Annotated in this window: 12 protein-coding genes; 9 read left to right on the top strand and 3 right to left on the bottom strand. The window is 51.5% G+C overall.

Annotated features, from left to right (window positions below; translation table 11 throughout):
* Positions 1-37: 37 nt before the first annotated feature.
* From ACO0LN_RS27735 to ACO0LN_RS27705, 7 genes are all read left to right on the top strand, one after another.
* Positions 38-1,708: a VRR-NUC domain-containing protein gene (locus tag ACO0LN_RS27735; protein ID WP_422979552.1), complete on the top strand. Its 1,671-nt coding sequence runs from the start codon at positions 38-40 to the stop codon at positions 1,706-1,708.
* Positions 1,705-3,963, top strand: coding sequence for a helicase C-terminal domain-containing protein (locus tag ACO0LN_RS27730; RefSeq protein ID WP_422979550.1), 2,259 nt, complete (start codon positions 1,705-1,707; stop codon positions 3,961-3,963). The genes ACO0LN_RS27735 and ACO0LN_RS27730 overlap by 4 nt, the downstream gene beginning before the upstream one ends.
* Before the next feature lie 268 nt (positions 3,964-4,231).
* Positions 4,232-4,963 (top strand): TetR/AcrR family transcriptional regulator, encoded by a 732-nt coding sequence (locus ACO0LN_RS27725; protein WP_422979548.1) that lies wholly within the window; start codon positions 4,232-4,234, stop codon positions 4,961-4,963.
* Positions 4,960-6,312 carry an ABC1 kinase family protein gene (locus ACO0LN_RS27720; RefSeq protein ID WP_422979546.1) on the top strand — a complete coding sequence of 451 codons (1,353 nt, stop codon included), beginning with the start codon at positions 4,960-4,962 and terminating at the stop codon, positions 6,310-6,312. The genes ACO0LN_RS27725 and ACO0LN_RS27720 overlap by 4 nt, the downstream gene beginning before the upstream one ends.
* The gene (locus tag ACO0LN_RS27715; RefSeq protein ID WP_422979544.1) at positions 6,296-6,685 is read left to right on the top strand and encodes a DUF6463 family protein; all 390 of its coding nucleotides are present in this window, start codon (positions 6,296-6,298) and stop codon (positions 6,683-6,685) included. The genes ACO0LN_RS27720 and ACO0LN_RS27715 overlap by 17 nt, the downstream gene beginning before the upstream one ends.
* Positions 6,682-7,191, top strand: coding sequence for a DUF2867 domain-containing protein (locus tag ACO0LN_RS27710; protein WP_422979543.1), 510 nt, complete (start codon positions 6,682-6,684; stop codon positions 7,189-7,191). Before ACO0LN_RS27715 ends, ACO0LN_RS27710 begins: the two co-directional genes overlap by 4 nt.
* 395 nt (positions 7,192-7,586) lie before the next feature.
* Positions 7,587-8,375 carry a hypothetical protein gene (locus tag ACO0LN_RS27705; protein ID WP_422979541.1) on the top strand — a complete coding sequence of 263 codons (789 nt, stop codon included), beginning with the start codon at positions 7,587-7,589 and terminating at the stop codon, positions 8,373-8,375.
* Positions 8,376-8,415: 40 nt separating this feature from the next.
* On the opposite strand, the gene ACO0LN_RS27700 is transcribed toward ACO0LN_RS27705, so the two are convergent.
* The gene (locus ACO0LN_RS27700; protein ID WP_422979539.1) at positions 8,416-9,171 is read right to left on the bottom strand and encodes an ATP-grasp domain-containing protein; all 756 of its coding nucleotides are present in this window, start codon (positions 9,169-9,171) and stop codon (positions 8,416-8,418) included.
* A 198-nt stretch (positions 9,172-9,369) separates the two neighbouring features.
* Between ACO0LN_RS27700 and ACO0LN_RS27695 the strand changes: the two genes are divergently transcribed.
* Positions 9,370-9,744 (top strand): hypothetical protein, encoded by a 375-nt coding sequence (locus ACO0LN_RS27695; protein ID WP_422979537.1) that lies wholly within the window; start codon positions 9,370-9,372, stop codon positions 9,742-9,744.
* Between the two features lie 126 nt (positions 9,745-9,870).
* Complete coding sequence (locus tag ACO0LN_RS27690) at positions 9,871-12,747, top strand: M16 family metallopeptidase (RefSeq protein WP_422979535.1); 2,877 nt, start codon at positions 9,871-9,873, stop codon at positions 12,745-12,747.
* 89 nt (positions 12,748-12,836) lie between these two features.
* On the opposite strand, the gene ACO0LN_RS27685 is transcribed toward ACO0LN_RS27690, so the two are convergent.
* On the bottom strand, positions 12,837-17,003 hold the full coding sequence (locus ACO0LN_RS27685; protein WP_422979533.1) for a translocation/assembly module TamB domain-containing protein: 4,167 nt from the start codon (positions 17,001-17,003) through the stop codon (positions 12,837-12,839).
* 1 nt (position 17,004) lies between these two features.
* Complete coding sequence (locus ACO0LN_RS27680) at positions 17,005-18,738, bottom strand: autotransporter assembly complex protein TamA (RefSeq protein ID WP_422979531.1); 1,734 nt, start codon at positions 18,736-18,738, stop codon at positions 17,005-17,007.
* Between the last annotated feature and the right edge of the window lie 145 nt (positions 18,739-18,883).

Here is an 18,883-nt window from a genome sequence, read left to right as displayed (position 1 = left end):
TGCATATACAGTTATTTAAACGCTACTCCCCTGCCCCATGCTTGCCAATCTGGATAATCCTTTTTACTACCTTGAAAACTTCCAGGCCGTGCTGGACTGGGTGGGTGGGCGCTATGCGGATTTGTTGGCGGGTGATGAGCAGGCGTTTATAGCGCAGTTTGGTAGCCTGCCGCAACCGTCGCGGGCTTTGTTTGTGCGGATGGTGATGCGCAAGGGTTGCGTGTTCAGGGCCAGCAAGCTGGTGTATGGCGAGATTGGTGAGGCCAGGGCGGCCATGCAGGCGCTGGTGGATGTGCACTGGGTGCAGGCTGATCCTGTGGTCGATATTGCTGGCTTGTTTGATTTGCTGCAAAAACCTGAGCTGGCGCTGGTGTTGGCGATGACGCCTGCTGAAAAGAAATTGCCCAAGGCTGAGCAACTGGGCTTGTTTAGCTTGCGGCGTACGGGTAGCCAGGCTTTTTCTGGCTGGTGTGCGGGCGCTTTGGGTACCGTGGACGATGTGGCTTATCAAGTGCTGAACAAGGATTTGTGTGACCGTTTGCGGCTGCTGTTTTTTGGCAATCTGTATCAGGACTGGTCTGAGTTTGTGTTGTCTGACCTGGGTATTTTCCAGTATGAGAAGGTGGAATTTTCTGCTGCCTCGCGTGGCTTTGGCAAGCGAGCGGATATAGATGCTTATCTGGCTTTGCATGCCTGCCGTGAGGCTTTTCATGCGGAGCAGCCTGTGCCTGAGGTGTTGGCGCAACTGGCTGCGACTGGTTTGCATGACTTGGACAATGCCTGGATTGCCAGCCGCCGCAACCGCTTGCTGTACCAGATTGGTGAACACCTTGAAAAGCAAAAGGATTGGGCGCTGGCGCAGCAGGTGTATGCGGGCTGCACTTACCCTGGTGCGCGCTTGCGGGCCATACGTGTGCTGGAGAAAAGCGAACAGACGCAGGCTGCATATGATTTGCTGACGCTGGCGCAGCAAGCGCCTGAGAGTGAGGCAGAGCATCAGCAGATATTGCGTATTGCACCGCGGCTTAGTCGCAAGCTGGGGCTGGCCAAAATTGCCAAAGCGGCTGGCAAGCCTCCAATAGAACAGGCCTTGCGCCTGCCATTTCCACAAGAAGATTATGTGGTCGAGTATGTAGTGCGTGATCATTTGCATAGTGATGATGCGCCGGTGTTTTATGTGGAGAATGCGCTTATCAATTCTCTGTTTGGTTTGTTGTGCTGGCCTGTGATTTTCAAGGCGATACCGGGGGCGTTTTTTCACCCTTTCCAGCGTGGGCCTACGGATTTGTTGAGTGTTGATTTTCAGGCGCGGCGGGCGGATGATTTTGCCACCTGTTTTGCGCAGCTTGATACAGGTGCTTATCGCCAGACCATACGGCAAACTTATGCGGCCAAGTCTGGTTTGCAGTCGCCTTTTGTGTTCTGGAGTGTGTTGTCTGAAGACTTGCTGGAGATGGCGCTGGCCTGCATACCAGCGCAGCATCTAAAGCATAGTTTTGAGCGCATCTTGCTGGACATAGGCGCCAATCGCAACGGCTTTCCTGACTTGATACAGTTTTGGCCGCATGAGCAGCGTTACCAGATGATAGAGGTCAAAGGCCCTGGCGATAAGCTGCAGGATAACCAGAAGCGCTGGCTGGACTTTTGTGCCACGCATGATATGCCTGTGACAGTGTGCTACCTTGAGTGGCAAGAGGCTGAACAGTGAGCAGTGAGAGCACCGCCAGTTATACCGTCGCCGTGCGTGCCCTGTGCGAATTCACGGCCAAGCAAGGTGACCTGGATTTGCGCTTTACCCCCTCACCCACTGCCGAGCAAGGTATGGCCGGGCATGCAACAGTGGCCTTACGCAGGAACAGCAGCTACCAGCGTGAAGTGAAGCTGGAAGGTCAGCATGGCAGCTTGCATGTGCGTGGCCGTGCTGATGGTTATGACCCCGACTTGCAGCAGGTTGAAGAAATCAAGACCTATCTGGGCGACTTGCGTGCCATGCCAGACAACCACCGCCATTTGCATTGGGCGCAGGCCAAGGTGTATGGACATTTGCTTTGCCAGAAACTGGGCTTGCAAAAGATCAGTGTGGCGCTGGTGTATTTCAATATACAAAGTCAGAAAGAAACGGTGCTGCAGCAGGACTTGGCTGCTGCTGAACTGGCAGATTTTTTTGCTTTGCTGTGTGGCCGGTTTATCGCCTGGGCAGAGCAGGAAGTAGCTCACCGTGCTGCGCGTGATCTGGCTTTGGCTGACATGGTTTTTCCGCATGCGACATTCCGGCCAGGGCAAAGGCAACTGGCCGAAGCGATGTACAAAGCCAGCACGCGCGGCTGTTGTCTGCTGGCGCAAGCACCGACTGGCATAGGCAAGACCATAGGCAGTTTGTTCCCTCTGTTAAAGGCCACTGCTGAACATAAGCTGGACAAGATTTTTTATCTGGCAGCAAAAACATCGGGGCGGCAACTGGCTTTGCATGCGCTGGGCAACATCCAGAACAGCACGCCAAGCATGGGCTTGCGCACGCTGGAACTGGTCGCCAAGACCAAGGCCTGTGAATATCCTGAAGCGGCTTGTCACGGTGATGCCTGCCCGTTGGCCAAAGGCTTTTACGACCGCCTGCCTGCTGCGCGTGCTGCCGCTGCTGAACAGCAATTGCTGGACAAAGAAGGCTTGCGCAACGTTGCTCTCGCTCACCAGGTTTGCCCTTATTATCTGGGCATAGAAATGGCACGCTGGGCCGATGTCATCATAGGCGACTATAACTATTATTTCGATCTCTATGCTTTGCTGCATGGTTTAACGATAGTCAACAACTGGCGCGTGGCTGTGCTGGTGGATGAGGCGCACAATATGGTGACGCGGGCGCGGCAGATGTATAGCGCAGAGCTGCAACGCGATAGCCTGAAGCGCTTGCGCAAGACACCGCCGCCAGCACTCAAGAAAACTTTGGACAGCTTGTATCGCGCCTGGCTGCAACTGGAAAAAGAGCAGGAGGCTGATTACCAGCCTCATGCCGAGATACCAGAAAAACTGCTGGCCGCGATAACGAGGCTATGCACAGAAATTGGTCTTTACTTTGCTGACAACCCCAGCCAGTTAGCGCCAGATTTGCAGCAGTTTTATCTGGATGCCTTGCTGTTCAACCGTCTGGCAGAAAGCTTTGCTGATCATTCGATATTCGATGTCAGCAAAGCGCATGGCACATCGACGCTCTGCATACGCAATATCGTGCCAGCGGCTTTTTTGACGCCGCGTTTTGCGGCCAGCCATACCACAGCCCTGTTCTCGGCCACGCTCAGCCCCTGGAATTATTATTGCGACACGCTAGGTATGCCAGAGGGCACAGCTTGGGTGGATGTGGAATCGCCCTTCTCTGCTGATCAGTTGCAGGTGCATGTGGTGGACAGTGTCTCTACCCGCTATGCCGATCGCGCCCGCTCTGTTGCCCCTATCGTGGCATTGATGGCGCGGCAGTATCATGCGCAGCCTGGCAATTATCTGGCCTTCTTTAGCAGCTTTGATTATCTTGAGCAGGTCAGCAGCAGCTTTATTAATCAGCATCCTGATATCCCTGTGCGCTTGCAAACCCGGCGTATGAATGAGGTGGATCGTGAAGACTTCCTGGCGCAATTTACTGATGATAGCCAGGGGATTGCTTTCGCTGTGCTGGGTGGCTCATTTGGTGAAGGTATTGATTTGCCTGGTGCGCGGCTGATTGGTGCGTTCATTGCCACGCTGGGTTTGCCGCAAATCAATCCCATCAATGAGCAAATCAAACTGCGCATGGATAAGATATTTGGGTCGGGGTATGACTATGCTTATCTTTATCCTGGCTTGCAGAAGGTGGTGCAGGCAGCCGGGCGGGTCATACGGCAGACGGATGATCAGGGGGTGGTGTATTTGATTGATGACAGGTTTGGGCGGGGCGATGTGCTGGCTTTGTTGCCGGGGTGGTGGGTGGTGGATTGACGCAATTGTATTTTTGCCCCTTCGTAGGTTGGGCTACGGTTTACCAGCCTAGCGAGGCCCGGCCCAACACTCTGCCTCTGCAAACGTTTATGTTATTTAAACGCCCAGTGTTGGGCTGATAAATCGTAGCCCAACCTACACCACGCTCACCTTCCGCCCTCGCAATCAACACAAACCCTCCATTAAACAAGTAAACCTTGTTATTTAACGAAACAATGTATACATTAATGGAACTCAACCACCATTTTTATAGAAGTTCGTCTCGATTATGAAAACTTCCAAGTCCCAGCAAGAGCAAACCCGGCGCACCTTGATACGCACTGCCGTTGATCTGATTACAGAAAAAGGCTATGACGCCGCCACCATGAAACAGATTGCCCGTGAGGCGGGTATAGGGGATGCGACGATTTACAAGTACTTCCCCAGCAAGGAAAAAATCCTGCTGGCTTACTATGAGCTGTGTATAGAAATAACGCTGGAAGTTGTGCAAGAAACACCAGGTTGGGACGAATTTACCCTACAAGAAAAGCTGCAAAGGCTGGTGGACGCCTTGCTGGAACTCTTGCTAGGTGACCGTGAATTTGTCGAGATCACGCGCGATATATTTGGCAAATCGCCACTGCTGATGATGCGCGACAATATGCCGGGTCAACAGACCCTGAAACAGGAAATTATCAGCCTGCTGGATGAAGCAGAACAACGTGGCGAGATATCGCCTTGCGATTTTAAGAACCTGATAGGTGGCCTTTTTGGCGATTATCTGTTTGCTGTCATCGCTTACTGGCTCAAGGATGACTCAGAAGAATTCTCGAATACCACACAACTGGTGGATATGACGCTGGCGATACTGGTGATGGCTTTGAAGAGTGGCATCGTCAATAAAGTATCAGAGCTTGCCAGCTTCATGCTGCGCAACCAGTTGTCACGCATCATGCAAAATGGTTCTGGCTTGCTGGAGATGGTCAAGCTTGTGCGCAATGGTCTAGGGGATGCGCGATGAACAAGGCACCGCCCGCCAGCAAGCTGGGCAGAACTGCCATCACTGGCCTGGCGCTGGCACAGGCTGGTGCCAGCAAGCTGGGGCACAAGGCGCGGCAAATGCTGCGCAGCGATGATGACAAGCAAGCTGCGCAAGAGCGGCATGAAGCTGAGCTGGGTCGCATATTGTTCAAGGCACTGAACCAGTTAAAAGGCAGTGCCCTCAAGGTGTCGCAATTGCTGAGTATGGAAGCCGATTTTTTACCGGAAGGCATACGCCGCGAACTGGCTAAAGGCTGCCACCAGGTGACGCCTTTGAATCGCGCCCTCATCCATAAAGTATTTCAACGTGAATTTGGCAAGGCACCAGAACATCTGTATGCACAATTTGATGCACACGCGTTTGCTGCAGCCAGCCTGGGCCAGGTGCATCATGCACAGCTGGCCGATGGCCAGCAACTCGCGGTAAAGGTACAGTACCCCGGCATTGCATCTGCCATAGGCAGTGATTTGCACATGCTGCGCGGCATTTTTCAAACACTGGCCATGGGCACCACCGTCTTGCCGCGTAAAGAGGTGATAGACCGCTTCATGAGTGAGCTTGAAGTAAAGATGGGTGAAGAGCTGGATTATGAACATGAGGCGATGCAGCTCAACTGGTTTCATGAGCATGTGAACTTGCCCGGCATAGTCATCCCCAAATGCATCAATGAGATGTCGAGCAAGCGGGTCTTGACGATGGAAAGACTAGATGGCCTGCACCTGGATGCATGGCTGGCGACAGCGCCTGACCAGGTACAGCGCAATCACTACGGGCAATTGCTGTTTGACTGGTTCTGGTTCAGTGTTTGCGAACTGGGCCGCATACATGCAGACCCGCATCCTGGCAATTTTTTATTCATGTCGGGTGGGCGTTTGGCGGTACTGGATTTTGGTTGCACGAATAAAATCTCGTTCAGCTTTTGTGATGCGATGGCGCGCAGCTGGCGTGCCTTGCTGATGCCAGATGTGGCTGAGCGTAATCGTGTCCTGCGGCTGGCGTATATAGATCTGGGTTTGTTTTCTGATACGGTCACACAAGATGAATTTGATCATAGTGTCATGACTGCACTCGCCGACCTGCATGCCTGGAAGATGGAAGCATTTCAAAGCAGCGAGTTTGACTTTAGCAATAAATCGCCCTACCCCAAAACCATCAATGCCGAACATAGCAGACTGCTGTCGGGCATCCTGGCGGGCTGGCATGAAGACGTACCTTATTTTGACCGCGCGTATCTGGGGTTAATGAATATGCTCAAGAAAATGGGTGCAGTCGTCAGTACAGAAATAGCCTGGACCAGGCAAGGAGCCGTTCATGCCAACACCAACTAAAACCCGCAAAATCTGGATAGGCCGTTATCTGATCGCCGTTGCAGCCCTGCACACGATAGCGGCCTTTTTATTCTTTGGTCCTGTTTTTATGGGCATGCTGGAGCGAGGAGTATTCAATACCGTCAATCGTGATCCATTACGGTCTGCTGCAACATGGTTCCTGCTATTTGGTGGCCCGCTTTTGCTATTGGGAATGTGCATCGATAGCCTGGAACGGAAACCTAACTTTTCTGAAGCAGGCATGATGGGTCTGGGCTTACTGCTCTGCTGCATACTGGCAGTAATACTGATGCCCTTGTCCGGCTTTTGGCTGGCCATGCCTGCTGCAATAGCTTTGATGAATATACGTGTAAACCAAGGACAGGCAGCATGAGAAACAAGATCACGGAAACAGCAGTCCCGGCATCAAGCAAAATCGCTGAAGATGTACCCGGCGCTTACTTTTATGACTGCTTTCAAACACCCTTCCCTCATACAGATTTGAGCGCCATGCAAATCTATATGGATACCTTTGCCAAAACACCAGACTGGGTCAATGCCATGATGGGAATACGTAATCGCGTGGTGGTTTTATTTGGTTTAAAAAACGTAGGTGGAATGAAGGCATTGAACAAGAGCAAACCTGCAGAAGCCTATCAGGTCGGTGACAAGGCCGGGATATTTTCTCTGGTGTACAAGTCAGATGAAGAAGTCATACTCTGCGATTCTGACAAGCATCTGGATGTCAAGGTATCCGTCTCCAAGCAAACCAGGGATGGCCAGCCCTTTATCGCTCTCAGCACCGTGGTCCATGTACACAATAATCTGGGGAGAGCATATATGTTGTTCGTCGGCCCCGCGCATAAAATCATTGCGCCCGCCGTTTTAGCCAGAGCATAAGATAGAATTTTCTGTTAAGTCGGCGCTAAACTAGAACTCATTTCATAAATACGATGAGTGCGAACAAGGCGATTGGGGATGCAGTGCAAGGCGTGACCTGCAGCTAAGGCTCATGCCTTAGCAAAGGGCACAACACAGCAATGCGCCCAAATCGTCAGTTCCCGAAGGGTTTGCCTTATAACGCATGTTGGACCACGTTGGATTCATTATCCGTAGCACCGCTATTGACGGCCTCACCCGCTTGCCTGCTCACGTTATGAGGCAAACGCATCTCACCCTATTTATGAAATGAGTTCTATATACGTATTTTCCCTCATCATTTTTGTCATGCATTTGTCATAAATCTCTTCTAAGATGGAATCATTAAAACAAAAGAGAAAAGGAGATTAAAGACGATGCTAAGTAAATTAAAACAAAAATACCAAATGATGCGGGCGAGAAATATCACCGAATTTTCCGACTACAGGCGTCAGTTAGTTGACATACCAAATGCAGTATTCTTGCATTGGCAGGCAACAGCAAAAGATGAATTCCCCGGCATCCCTAGTGATGCCGTTTTTTTTGCCCGCGCCGCTGAGGGCTTGATGATGTTCTTCGATTATGTTAGCCGTAGCAAACAGGCCTGCGCCCTGCCCTCAAAGGCGGCTGATTCTGTCTGGCATGCATGGAATAGCTGGTCATCCATCAATCTGGATCGCTTCTGCCTCAAACACTATCAACGCACGATACCGCATGTTGAAGCAGAACAAATGGCCAGCGAAATGGATGCTGCACTGGCCAATTGCCTGATCACTGCACAGCAAGCAGAAGGCAGCGTACCAGGCAGCCCCTCCGTACCCCGGTTGTTTGCCCTTGACCGCAAATTGCACATGCCGCTGGGTTACTCCTACTTTGGTACTTATGCCCGCATAGGCTTTCAAAATATGAGTGCACGGGGTGTTGGGGTCGGTAAATCCACCTACCCGGAAAGCTTTGGCGCAGCCCAGTTACTGGCCGCAGGTTTGATTTCTACCCTGGCTTACGAAGAAATGATCAAGAAACAGGCGCAAGCCGCGAATACAGGATCATCCTGCGGCGGCGGCAGCAGTTGCGGCAGCAGCAGTGACTCAGGCGGTTGCGATGGCGGCGGATCAAGCTGTGGCAGCAGTTGCGGTGGTGGTTGTGGTGGGGGTTGCGGTAGCTGAAATCTATCCACCGAGGCGCTGCTCAGCTAAAAAGTCTCAACTAAGAAAATGCCTGCTGTATCGCATCAACATACTTCAACACATCGCTGGCATAAAAACCGGAACTATTGATGTTGTTAAACTCAATCACCTTATAGCTATCTTCAGACAGGCAGACATCCATGACAAAAGCCTGAGCTGGCGTCCACTTGCTGATAATGGTTTGTGCGTACATAAGCACTTCATCGTCCAGGTCAGCAGACACTTGCGGCCTGCCAGCCATTTTGTAAAGCGAACCTGTGACAACCCTGCCATTCACCACAAACAAACGGTATTCGCGATAAATATCCTTGACTGGAGATACCATGACATCCAGTTTCAATAAATTATTTTTTGCCGGATCGCTGCGCCAGTCGGCCAACATTTCGTTATCAATGACTGTGCCATCGAAGGCTTTATTGTCTTCCATGGGGCGGATAAAGAATTGCTTATACCGGGTTGTATCAATATCTGCCAGCTTACCGGTACCCACGGCATGGTTAAGCAGCTCTGAGCCCAAATGCTGTTGCCAGACATTGAAGTTGAAATTTTCATTTAATAAACTGCCAGGTAGCCAGCCACGCTCATTCGCTATCCTGGCGAGTTTGATGGCGCCGCAAACATAGACTTTTCCAGTCAGGTTGACATCCGGCTCCAAATCGTAAGTACCTGGCTTGATCGTCACGCTTGTGTAAGCAACTTCCAGGCTATCAAGCGCCTGTATCAGCAAATCATAATTGCCTGGTTTAAAAATTCTGCGTTGTATTACCCAATGCATGGTCATCCCTATAAAATTGCCTTGCAAGTTCAAAAAGCTGGAGCAGCAAACATGGCAATGCTACCATTAGCAATAACATAGCTAATTTGTGATGTAAATCCACGCAAGTACAATACATAAGTACAAGACATAAATAAAAGAAATCAGGCAAAAATGAATTTATCAAGAATGACAATTATTTCAACAGCCTTACTGGTAATGGCTATCAGCGCCTGCGCAAGTGGCAACCGTTATTATCTGGGAGTTTCAGAAACAGATGCGCCGCAAAAAATGGCAAGTATTAAATTTTCTCATGCACTTAAAGTCAATGAGATCGATAACAAAGCATTCTTACCCAACTCAGGCGCATCCAATTCCACCTTGCATCAGGTATTTTTGCCTGCAGGCGTGCATAAATTTACCTTCAGGTATCGCAGTGGCATTTCGCACAGCCTGGAAGATGTGGTATTGGCACGTAATCTGGAAGCGGGGAAAAACTATGCCATCATGATGTCGGCACCAATAGAAAGTAAAAATGGGAATGCTTCTCAGCGCACGATGGCATTCAAGATTGAAGAAGTGGCAAAACCCTGACCGCCTGCGAGTTACGCGTAGCGCAGCTAAAGCGGCGGGACTGTAGCAAATCGATACAAAGCCCGCCTCACCCGCATCCCGCCAACAGGGTACACTGGCATTTTTATCTAGCCTGCGCTGCTATTTATGCCGAATACCATTGATACCACAGTCTCCATTTCACCGACTTATGCCAAAAGGCTGAGCAAAGGCTCGGCAGCCAGCCTGCTGTTGCTGGCGTTTAGCCTGTCTTTGAGCCTGCCTGCACTGGCAGAGATCAAGCTGAATGATCCGCTTCCCATCAATCCCGACCTGAAAAAGGGCAAGCTGGAAAACGGCCTGACTTACTATATCCAGAAGAATGACAACCCACAAAAGAAAGTCGAGCTGCGCCTGGTGGTAAAAGCCGGGTCGGTGCTGGAGGACGATGATCAACAAGGTCTGGCGCATTTTACCGAGCACATGGCCTTTAATGGCTCGAAGCACTTCAAGAAACATCAACTGATTTCTTACCTGCAGTCGATAGGCGTTAAATTTGGTGCTGACCTGAATGCCTATACCAGTTTTGATGAGACGGTATACATCCTGCCCATTCCTACCGACAAGCCTGCTTACCTGAAAACAGGCTTTCAGGTATTGGCTGACTGGGCGCAAGGTGTAGATATGAAGGATGTCGATATCGACAAGGAGCGCGGTATTATCCTTGAAGAGGCAAGGCTGGGCAAAGGTGCCAGTGACCGCATGATGCGCCAGTTTTTGCCAGAGGTATTCAACGGTTCCAAATATGCAGAGCGCCTGCCCATAGGTAAAGAAGACATCATCAAGCAATTCAAGCATGATGCCCTGCGCCGTTTTTACAAAGATTGGTACAGACCAGAACTGATGGCCGTGGTTGTTATCGGTGATGTGCAGCCTACAGAAGCCGAGAAGATGATACGCAAGTATTTTTCAGGCTTGAAAAATCCTGTGCCTGCCCGCGTCAGGCCACAAATCAGCATACCAAAAAACACGGCCTCCAAGGCCATGGTGGTCACCGATAAAGAAGCCACCAATAACCTGCTGATGCTGCGTTACCCGCTGGTAAAGCAGCCTGCGCATGATGTCATTGCTGACTACCGGCAAGATATTATTGCCGGCTTTTACAAGTCTATGCTGAACCGCCGCCTGGGCGCATTGACTGAGCAAGCCAACCCGCCCTTCCTGGGTGCTTCTGCAGGTAGTGAACAAGTCGTGCCTGGCTATGATTCATTTATCTCGACAGCGATGTTGTCACAGGCAGGCATACAGCCAGCGCTCGATGCCTTGATGCAAGAGAAAAACGGCATACGTCAATTTGGTTTTACTGCAGCGGAGTTTGACCGCGCTAAGAAAATCGAAGCGCGTGAATATGAAAGCATGTTCAATGAACGCAGCAAGTCCAATTCTGCGACCTTTGCCGCAGAATATATACGCAACTTCCTGACCAATGAACCTATCCCTGGCATCAAGAATGAATACCTGTACTTCAAGGAATTTGCCGAAGGTATTTCACTGGAAGAGATGAATCAGTTCGCCAGGAACGCAACACCGGATGACAGTATCAGGCTGGCGTTTTATGTGGGTTCAAACAAGACAGGCGAGACCATACCAAGTGAAACAGATTTGCTGGCGATGACTGCCACGGCAGAGCAAAAGCCATTGCAGGCCCGCACAGAAAAAGCAGCCAGCGCCAGCTTGATGACTACTCTTCCTACGCCCGGCAAGATCGTTTCTGAAAAAGAAAACAAACTGCTGGGTCTGGTGGAGATGACTTTATCGAATGGCGTTAAAGTCAGCTTGAAAAAAACCGACTTCAAGAATGACCAGGTCTTGATGAGCGCCCGTCGTGCAGGCGGCATGTCTTTGTTCTCTGACGCAGATTATTTTAATGTGTATTACAGTAATCCCGTCGTCTGGGGCATGGGCATGGGAAATTTCAGCCAGAAAGATTTACAGGAAACCCTGGCAGGCAAATCAGCCAATGTCCGCACCAGCATGGATAATTATTCTGAAAGCATAGGCGGTGCGTCTGGTGCCAGCGATATAGAAACCATGTTGCAGTTGCTGTACCTGCGTCTGACCAGTCCGCGCAAGGATGAAGCAATGTTTCAGTCACTGATCAGCTCACAAAAGGAATTGGCAAGGAACACCTGGGCACGTCCTGAAGCCGTCTTCTCAGAAGCAATTACCACGACCATCTACAAAGACAATCCACGCGTGCCGCGCCTAGCAAGAGTAGAGGATTTTGACAAGATTTCGCTGGACCGCAGTATGGAAATTTATCAATCCCGTTTTGGTAGCGCCAAGGATTTGCACTTTATTTTTGTTGGCAGCTTTGAACTGGACAAGATCAGGCCGCTGATCGCCACCTATCTCGCCAGCTTGCCCAATACGGACATCAAGACCGAATATCAGGATTTGCATATCAATCCTGTGCAGGGTGTCGTCAAGAAAGATGTCTATGCCGGCAATGAAGAAAAAAGTACTGTGGTACTCAGCTTCAACGGCACATCCACTTATACGCGGGAAGAAAATGCACGCTTTCATGCGATGGTGGATATCCTGAATCTGAAGGTCATTGATGTGCTGCGCGAAAAGCAGGGGTTGATTTACAGTGGTGGCCTGAATGGTTCTTTTGAACGTATTCCATCAAATAGGTACAGCATAGATGCAGAATTGCCTTGCAGCCCAGAAAACGTGGATAAGGTCATTGCTGCCCTGTTTGCCGAAATCAAGAAAATACAGCAGTCTGGCCCGCAACTGGAAGATTTGAACAAGGTCAAGCAATCCTGGCTGAAAGCACATCAGGAAGAATTGCGCAGCAATGAAAGCTGGCTGAACCACCTGCAAGGCGCGGTCTATTATAAAACCGAGGCAGAGGCCATCTTGTCGGTGGATAAACGCATACGCGCCATCACGCCGGCACAGATCAAGGAGGCAGCGCAGCGTTATTTCAATTTCCAGAACTATGCGCAGATTGTGCTTTATCCTGAACAGAAGAAATAATCCGGTGCAATGTCTGCGGCAAACATGCGCGCGGAAAAGAGAAAGGGAAGACAATCCAGACAGATTGCCTTCCCTTTTTTTATAGGGTGTTAATTAAAGGAGAAAGTGTAATTCACATCCACCGCAGACTCAGCACCAGTACGGCCTGTGATGCTGATGCGCCGGGTCAGTTGCCAGCTCAGCTTGATACCGCCGCTAGCGTCTGACAAGCCACGCTCCACAGACAACACCAGGCCCGGCATAATACGTTTGCCTACGCTGACGACCTGATCGGTAGTGGCATTGGAGGTACCGGTTGAACCGGCAATCGTCTGCAATGGCAGGCGGCTGCCTGAACCATTCGATGAAGAGCCTATCGAGAACTCATCAAAGCCCAAACCTTGCACAATATCGCGCGGCACATTGCGGCTGCCATCGCCGCCAAATATCGCGGTGGCTGCCGACATCAACAATGAGGCATCGCCACTGGCAAGCTGGTCTGAGCCACGCCCCAATACCAGCCATGAGAGTTTTTCAGCATCCGGCACTTCTGGTTCTGACACCAGCCTGACTTGCGGTGCGCTGACTGTGCCTGCCACTTCTACCCCTGCTTCAACAGGCAAACCCTTGCGCAAGGCACGGATATTTAGGCCAGGGTTGGCCGGTGGCCCCTGGAAGTTCAGGATACCCCGCTCTATCGCCAGTTGTTGGCCATAGCCTTCATATGCGCCCTTGACGGTGCGTATCGACCCGTTCGCCTGCAAGGGGCTGCCATCGCTGGAACGCAGGCGCAGGCTGCCCTCCAGGCCCGTATCGAGGCCACGACCAACAAACACGAAGCGCGGCCCCATGTCGAAGCTGACATCAATGCGGGTCTTGAGACCTTTTCTATTACTGTCTGCCTCTGCTATTTTGGCAACCGCCTTGTCAGTCTTGCGTACGACAACGACATCGCTGGAAAGGCTGGGCGGCGGCAACTTGGGCAGCCTGAAGTAGGCACCATCGGCCAGCACTTTGCCGGTCAGGCTCCAGATATTATTGGCTTCAACGATATTCGCCTGGCCAGATACCAGCAACCATCTGTCCTTGCGCTGCAGTAGTGGAAATTGTGTCCATTGTGCCTGTATGCTGCCAGTCTCTTTGCCCATGTCGATATCACCACTGGCCTTGAACTCACCTTTGCGGCCTATCCAGTTCTCATCCCTGAATTGTGCATGACGCGGCATGTTGGCGACGGTGTTGGAGAATTGCAGATTCGTCAGCTTCAAATGCTTGTCTTCTATCTGCGCATCCAGGCTGCCGTTTGGCAATAACAAACCCTCTGAGGCAAAAGCGATTTCCATCTCGCGTCCCGCCAGGTTGGCGCGATAGCCAGGCTTGCCTATGGTGCCAGACAGCCGCGCATCGGCGTTCAGCTTGCCCTTGAGTACCACCCCAGGATTGACAAATGGCCCCAGCCATTGCAAGTCGGGAACTGCTGCCGTGACCTGGCCACTGAGGGGTGCACTGGTCAGTATGGTCCAGGCATCGTTTTGTTTGCTTAGGCGGGAATTGAGCTTCGCTTGCCATTGGCCCAGGCGGCTGCCATCGGCAAGCAGATCAAGACTGAGGTTTTCGCTATCGCTACCGGCGACCAGGCCACCCAGTTTCATCTGCAATTGCACATCACGTATGCCCAGGGCGACTGAAGTACCGGTTCCCTCAGGATCATTGAAGCGCACATCACCGCTCTGGCGTTGCAATTTGATTTCGCCCTGGGCTTGCTCGGTCAATTGCAATTTCCATTGTGCATTCAGGCGCAGATTACCTGTGACTGCATTTTGCGGGTAAAACAGTTTGGCAATTTCCAGCACCTGTACATCGCTGATTTGCCCTTTGGTTTTGAGTGCGGCAGGTGTCCATTCCAGTTCTTCCAGGTCCAGCTTGCCCAGTGCGCTCTGTAGCGACAGGCTACCCAGGCGTACAGACTGTGTCGACACCTGCAATGGTGCTGAGCTTTGCAAGCGCAGGTCAGGATTGCCATTCAAATTCAAGGCCTGTAATTGCCCATTCCATGACCAGGCAGTGTCATTTTTTGCACTGGCCTCCATGCTGCCATTCGCGACCAGGCTTAGTGCCTGCTTGTTAGGGAAGATGGTTTCCAGGCTCAGCTTATGGGCGTCACGCCTGCCCTGCAATTTGAGACTGACTTGCGCAAGTTTATCGGGGTTATCAGGCGCAGAGCTCAGGGCCGGAAGATCACCACCCAGATGCTGGGCCACGAGCTCGCCATCAAACTGGCCTTTGGCACCGTTAGCCAGATTCAGGCTGGACTTTAACTGGGCAATGGTAAATTGCTGCTTGCCACGCTTGATCACGATCTGCTGTGCCACTGCGTCGAGACTGCCAGCGGGCTCATTGAAACGGCCCCGCAATACGGCATCTGCCTTCAGGTTGCCGCCCAATGCCAGTTGCCAGTTGCTGAGCAAGGGATTCAGGTGACTCAAATCCTGGGCATCAATATTGAACTTCAAGCTGTCGCCGGTACCGCCCCAGTTGCCTTGTGCTGTCACTGTATTTTTACCAAAGTGCGCATCCAGTTGCCTGACTTGCAGTTGCTGGTCTTGCAGCCAGCGCGCATCCAGCGCTGCCTGCACAGGCTGGCCCGCATATTGACCCTGTAATTGCTGCAGATTGACTTGTACATCAAGGCGCGGCGACAGTTGGCCACGCGCGCTGAAGTCTGCCTGCAAGCGGCCTGCCGGTGTCGCCACCCAGCGCGCGGGGTCAAAATCTTTGAGGCTGGCTTTGATGTTGAATACCTGCTTGCCGGCAAAGCTGATGTCACCTGCGCCCTGCAGGTGAGCATTTTCTGCCTGCAGATCAAATTTATTCAAATCCAGCAGCAGTTTCTCGGGATGGTAACTGGCTTCTGCTTTTAGGCTGGCGCGTGCGTCTTGCAACTGTGCTTGCAGATTAATGCTCTTGTCTTTCGCTGTCTGTGCAGAAAACTGGCCCTTGATATTACTGGCATGCAGGCGCTGGTCGATCTGGTTCAGGTCTATATTGGCTAGATTCAGTTTCAGGTCAGCCTGCAATTGCGCCGCTTGCCAATTAACATCAGCCTGACCTTGCAACTTGCCTTTGCCGGCCAGTTGCACTGCCAGGTCTGTCAGGCTCAGATGCTGACCTTGCCAGAATAATTTGGTACTCAACGACTGCACTGGCAAACCTTGTTTATTGATGCTGGCCACCTGGCTGTTCTGAATATTGATAGGGCCAGTCAAACCAAATACAGTATTTTTTTGCGCGTTTTTTGTAGTATTTTTCTCCGCATTTTCCACATCGATTACTGGCTTCAACTTCGTCAATACACGCAAGTCTGCATGAGGTGCATTGACCTGCCATGCGGACGGGTCAAAGTGTTGGACATCAATGTCAAGCTCGCGTACATACGGTGCGACAAATGAATTGATACGCCCCCGGGCATGTCCTTGCAGGTTTGGATTGCGGATATTTTTTTCTGCCGCATTATCCAATGCAGCTTCCAGCGCGATTTGCATCTCATGCAGGTTGCCAGAAACCACGCCCTGCAGAATAACAGGCGGTATGCTTTCCTGGACCTGGCCTTGCAGGCTCAGGCGACTATCCAGCTTGAAAGGCGTGTGGCTGCCCAATGCAGCTTCGCCTTTCAAATTACCCCAGGGGCTGCTGAATGCGGTTTGCGCTTTGTATAAATTGTCCTGATAAGAAAAACTGCCAGTCAATGCACTGAGCTTCAGAGTCTCCAACTGTTTGCCATCATCAGCCAGAGTAGCGATATGCAAACGCCCCAGTGCCAGCTTTGGTGCACTCAGGCTAAAGGGTAGTCCTATATCAACAGGTACGCTGGCGGTTTTTTTGCTGGATCTGCTGGCGATAGTCAAAGCGCTTAATTGCAGACTGGTGACATCCAGCTGACGTCGCCATAAAGCGCCAGGCCGCCAGCGCAAGGAGATGGCGCTGCCATCGATATGCAAATCCTGGGCTACCAAGCTGAATTCGTCGAGTTTGAGTTCGTCATCCAGTGTGCCTTGCACACCACGGAACTTGAGGCTGCCAAGGCTGATATTTTCTATCAGTGCCAGCGCAGTTCTGGTGCCACTCTCAGTTTTGTAAATCCAGGTCAGGGCTAAGCCTGACAAGACAATAAATAAAAAACACAACTTGAGAATGAACAGGCTCAAGCGGCGCAAATGACTCCGCTTTTTTTTAGCGGGCGTTTTTTGCTCTGGCTGATTTTTTTCGTTTTCGCTCATATCAGAAAGCAATCGCGATAGAAAAATCCAACCGCACCTTCTTGGTCTGGCGACCGTAAGCCAGATCAAGTGCAATCGGCCCCGCAGGTGTCTTGTAACGTGCACCGACACCCATGCCCTGCTTTAAATTCAACTCACGAAAATTGTCGGCGGCATTGCCTACATCGAGGAAAGTGGCAGCACCCCAGGAAGAATTAAGCCAGTGTACATATTCAGCACTGGCCGTTGCCAGCACGCGGCCACCACGTGTGCTGCCTATGTGCTGTATGCCCAGGGTTTGATAACCATAGCCACGCACGGTGGTGCTGCCACCAGTGCGGAACAGGTAATCTTCAGGGATACCCTGTTCATCTTTGGAAAAAACTGCGCCTAGCTCTGCGCGCAAGATCACGGTATCGGTTTTGCGTACTGGTATCCAGCGCTGATATTTGGCGTAGCTGCGTATGAAGCGCTGGTCAGAGAACAAGGCTTTTTCAGAGCCAGCAAGATCGAACTGCAAGATCTGCCCTTTGCGTGGATCAAAAGGCTGATCAACATCACGCCATGTCCACCCTATGCTGGCAACCAGTGCCTTGTTGACCTCTTCCGCTTCGCCATCAGGAGAAATTTTTTCCCTGACGATGTTCAGACCCAGGCGTTGTTCGAGATGCCCGCGCGTGCTGGTGCGCTTGATACCCAGGGCATAGCGGCTGGAACGCACACCGGCGATATTTTCGCGCTCCACCAGTACACCAAAAGAATCGAGGAATTTGCTTTCGCGCGGTGGCAGGTAAATATCGGCATATCCGAGTTGCCTGCGCTGCTCCAGCCTGACAGCACTACGCAAATCCCAGGCCTGCTCCAGTATATTGCGGTCGCGGTAGGCAACTTCGCTACGGTAACCGGTATTGGTGCTGTAACCAAGGCCAAAGCTCAGGTCACGTGCCTGACGCTCTACCACGGTCACATCCACAGGTACGGCGTCGGCTTTTTCTGGGTCAGGATCTATGCCAACAGCGACGGTGGCAAAGTAAGCAGAGTTTTGCAGGGAGCGCTGAAAATCCAGCAAGCGCGAACGTGAATAGACCTCGCCTTTTTTGGGTGCCTGATAGCGCTCTATGAGCCAGGAGGGGTAACGCTGCAAACCGGTGACACGCAAATCACCCAGGGTAAATACCGGGCCACTATCGACTTCTACTTGCAAAATGCCGCTATGCTGGTCAGCGTCTATTTTTGCTTCACTGGATGTCATGCTGGCTGAAGCATAGGCATCTGAGCGCAGGCTTTCCAATAGCTGGTTTTTGGAATCACTCCAGTCAGCATCACGAAATGGCTGGCCAACTGCCAGACCCCAGTCTTCCTGTAAGGCCCGTCGCCTTTTGGTAACGGCCTTGTCGCCAGCATCAATCGAGTCTGCCATGGGGCCCTGCACCTTCACAGACACGTTTTCTATAATGGTGCGCTGGCCGGCTCCCACTGTCACATGGATGATTTTATTTGTGGAGACTGGCGCCAGCGCCTGATCTGGATTATCAAACTGGATTTGCGGCGAGAAATAGCCTTCAGTCGCGAGGATATTGCTGATATCCAGGCGCAATCTCTTGATCAGTGCGGGAGTAATATTCTGCGCTTCAGCATTGCTGGCAAATTCAGGAATATGTTCCCTGAGCAGATCAGCCCAGTGTGATTTGGCAGCGACCAGTTGCAAACGGCCACTGCTGGTACTGGAAACAGCCTCGTTGTCTGCCTCAGACACTTGCACAGACGGAGCAGACGCAGCAGCTGGAGTTGATTGAGCGGAAGAGGTTTCAGTTTGGGCTGACTGCTGCGCTCTCACCAAGCCTGCACCGCATAAACCGGCAGCACAGAACAGTATAAGTAAGGGGCGCAGTCTTATCTGC

Source organism: Undibacterium sp. TC9W, from assembly GCF_049339865.1.
Classification (GTDB): domain Bacteria; phylum Pseudomonadota; class Gammaproteobacteria; order Burkholderiales; family Burkholderiaceae_D; genus Undibacterium.
Note: the sequence above shows the minus strand (reverse complement) of the source record. Positions and strands in the feature narration are given on the sequence as shown.

Coding starts and splice junctions, on each gene's coding strand:
- ACO0LN_RS27720 (WP_422979546.1), top strand. CDS start 4,960: ATGAACAAGGCACCGCCCGCCAGCAAGCTGGGCAGAACTGCCATCACT.
- ACO0LN_RS27725 (WP_422979548.1), top strand. CDS start 4,232: ATGAAAACTTCCAAGTCCCAGCAAGAGCAAACCCGGCGCACCTTGATA.
- ACO0LN_RS27715 (WP_422979544.1), top strand. CDS start 6,296: ATGCCAACACCAACTAAAACCCGCAAAATCTGGATAGGCCGTTATCTG.
- ACO0LN_RS27710 (WP_422979543.1), top strand. CDS start 6,682: ATGAGAAACAAGATCACGGAAACAGCAGTCCCGGCATCAAGCAAAATC.
- ACO0LN_RS27685 (WP_422979533.1), bottom strand. CDS start 17,003: ATGAGCGAAAACGAAAAAAATCAGCCAGAGCAAAAAACGCCCGCTAAA.
- ACO0LN_RS27700 (WP_422979539.1), bottom strand. CDS start 9,171: ATGCATTGGGTAATACAACGCAGAATTTTTAAACCAGGCAATTATGAT.
- ACO0LN_RS27695 (WP_422979537.1), top strand. CDS start 9,370: ATGGCTATCAGCGCCTGCGCAAGTGGCAACCGTTATTATCTGGGAGTT.
- ACO0LN_RS27705 (WP_422979541.1), top strand. CDS start 7,587: ATGCTAAGTAAATTAAAACAAAAATACCAAATGATGCGGGCGAGAAAT.
- ACO0LN_RS27735 (WP_422979552.1), top strand. CDS start 38: ATGCTTGCCAATCTGGATAATCCTTTTTACTACCTTGAAAACTTCCAG.
- ACO0LN_RS27690 (WP_422979535.1), top strand. CDS start 9,871: ATGCCGAATACCATTGATACCACAGTCTCCATTTCACCGACTTATGCC.